The organism is Rhodobacter lacus (assembly GCF_042683065.1).
Taxonomy (GTDB): Bacteria; Pseudomonadota; Alphaproteobacteria; order Rhodobacterales; family Rhodobacteraceae; genus Rhodobacter; species Rhodobacter lacus.
Genome location: NZ_JBHUIX010000027.1, coordinates 1 through 1953, shown reverse-complemented (window position 1 = coordinate 1953; position 1953 = coordinate 1). Strand labels below are relative to the sequence as shown.

Sequence of the window (1953 nt, the reverse complement as noted above, 5' to 3'; positions counted from 1 at the left end):
CAGATCATGGCGCGGGTGCGCGCCGAGATGGGGCAGATGGCAGCGGCGCAAGAGAAGGCGCTGCCCGCGAAGATCCAACGTCACCTTGCAAAACCGAGGGAGCGTTACTGATGGCCCTGACCTTCCCTTATCCGCTCGCCTTCCTCTCCGCGCATATCAAGGAAACGCAGATCCCGCTCGGGCTGCGCCGGTTTGACGAGACCTCCGGCACGGCGCGCGGGCAGGTCTGGTCGGCGCGGCTCGCCACGCCGCTCTGGACCGCGACGGTGCCGCTTGTGGCGCGCTCCTGGGCGGAGGCGCGCGAGGTGGACGCCAAGATCCTCGCGCTCGATGGCATGGCCAAAACCTTCCTCTGGGCCGATCCGGTCTATCTGCCCGCGGCGGGCGGCGCGCCGGGGGATGGCGTGATCGTCTCCGCGATCGCGCCAGATCGCACCGCGGTTGCGCTCTCGGGGCTTCCGGCGGGCTATGCGGTGGCGATCGGGGACCGGCTCAGCATTGCGCACAGCGCGGGGCGGATCTGGTTTGCGACCTTTGCCGAGGCGGGGGTGGCGGATGCTTCGGGCACGCTCTCCGCACTCTCGGTCTATCCTTACGTGCATTTGGGCGTGGCAACCGGCGATGCCGTCGAGATGGCGCGGCCCTCTTTCAAGGCGATGGTCGAGGATTACACCGGCTTTACCGCCATGCCGGGGCGCTACGCCCAAGGCGCCTCTCTCACGCTTTTGCAAAAGGTCTGACATGCGGATCATGGAGTCTGCCCTTGCGGCGCGCCTCGCGGCAGCGCCCGAAGAGGGCATTGCGCCGGTGCACTTTGTCTGGATCGTGGCCAAGGACCGCGCGAGTGGCACGCCGTCGCCCATGGGCATCTGGTCTGGCGATGAGGATCTGACGGTCACGGTGGCGTTGCCCGATGGCACCACGGCAAGCCGCGCCTATCTGGGCGGGCTCGGCCTTGAGGTCGAGGGGCTGCAGTATGTGGCTGACCTCACGGACAATCCGGTCACGGTCACGCTCAGCCAGATTGCGCCCGCGGCGCAGGCGCTGGTGCGCGGCCTTGATGTGCGGCTCGCCCCTGTCGAGGTGCATGCCACGACGATGACGGGCGGCGCGCTCACCTCGGCGCCGCAGCTGCAATGGGTGGGCATTGTCGATGAGGGGCCGATCTCGACGCCCGCGGCGGGGGGCGCGGGGGGCATCGCGCTCTCGATCCGCTCGGAGATCATGACGCAGCTCGGGCAGGTCAACCCCGCCAAATCCTCGGATGTGCACCAAAAGCGCCGCGCCGCCGGGGATCGGTTCTCGGAATATGCCGCGGTGATCGGCGAAAGGAAGATGCAATGGTACAAGCGCTGAAACGCCGCGCCGATTGGCATGCGCGGCTGCATGCCGAGATCGAGGCGCACCGGCGCGAGGCCTTTGCCTGGGGGCGCCGCGATTGCGCGCTCGGGCTTGCGGCGGGGGCCGTCGAGGCGATCACCGGGGCGGATCTGCGCAAGGGCTGGCGGGGCACATACCGCACGGCAGCGGGGGCCATGAAGGCGCTGCGCAAAGCCGGGTATGCGAGCCTCGGCGATGCGGTGGCGGCGGTGCTGCCGGAGTGCCATCCGTGCATGGCGATGGACGGCGATATTGCGCTCCTTGATGAGGGCGAGATCGGCGCGCTCGGGATCTTCAATGGCGGCACGCTGATCGTGCTCGGCCTCGATGGCATCGGCCCGCGCGAGCGCGCGGCGGCGATGCGGGCCTTTGAGGTGGGCGCACGATGAAGCGCTCTCGGCTGACCTTCCGGCGGGCGCTCGCACTTGCGCCGGTGCTGCTTGCCGCGTCCGTGGAGGCGGCGCAGGCCGGGCCGGGGATCCCGCTCTTCACGATCTTTGCCGGTGGCGCGGCTTATACCTTTGCGCTGCCCTCGCTTGTGGTGGGGCTTTTGCTCAATGCGGCCTCCGCGGC

At 69.1% G+C, this 1953-nt stretch carries 4 protein-coding genes; all 4 read left to right on the top strand.

Features of this window, described 5'->3' with window-relative positions:
* Window positions 1-110 precede the first annotated feature (110 nt).
* Window positions 111-740, top strand: coding sequence for a hypothetical protein (locus ACFSM0_RS17690; protein WP_377393704.1), 630 nt, complete (start codon window positions 111-113; stop codon window positions 738-740).
* Between the two features lies 1 nt (window position 741).
* Window positions 742-1356 carry a hypothetical protein gene (locus ACFSM0_RS17685; protein WP_377393701.1) on the top strand — a complete coding sequence of 205 codons (615 nt, stop codon included), beginning with the start codon at window positions 742-744 and terminating at the stop codon, window positions 1354-1356.
* Entirely contained in the window at window positions 1341-1769 is a 429-nt protein-coding gene (locus tag ACFSM0_RS17680; protein ID WP_377393698.1) for a DUF6950 family protein, read from the top strand. Before ACFSM0_RS17685 ends, ACFSM0_RS17680 begins: the two co-directional genes overlap by 16 nt.
* On the top strand, window positions 1766-1953 hold a 188-nt coding region (locus ACFSM0_RS17675), incomplete at its 3' end, for a hypothetical protein (RefSeq protein WP_377393695.1). The genes ACFSM0_RS17680 and ACFSM0_RS17675, both read left to right, overlap by 4 nt.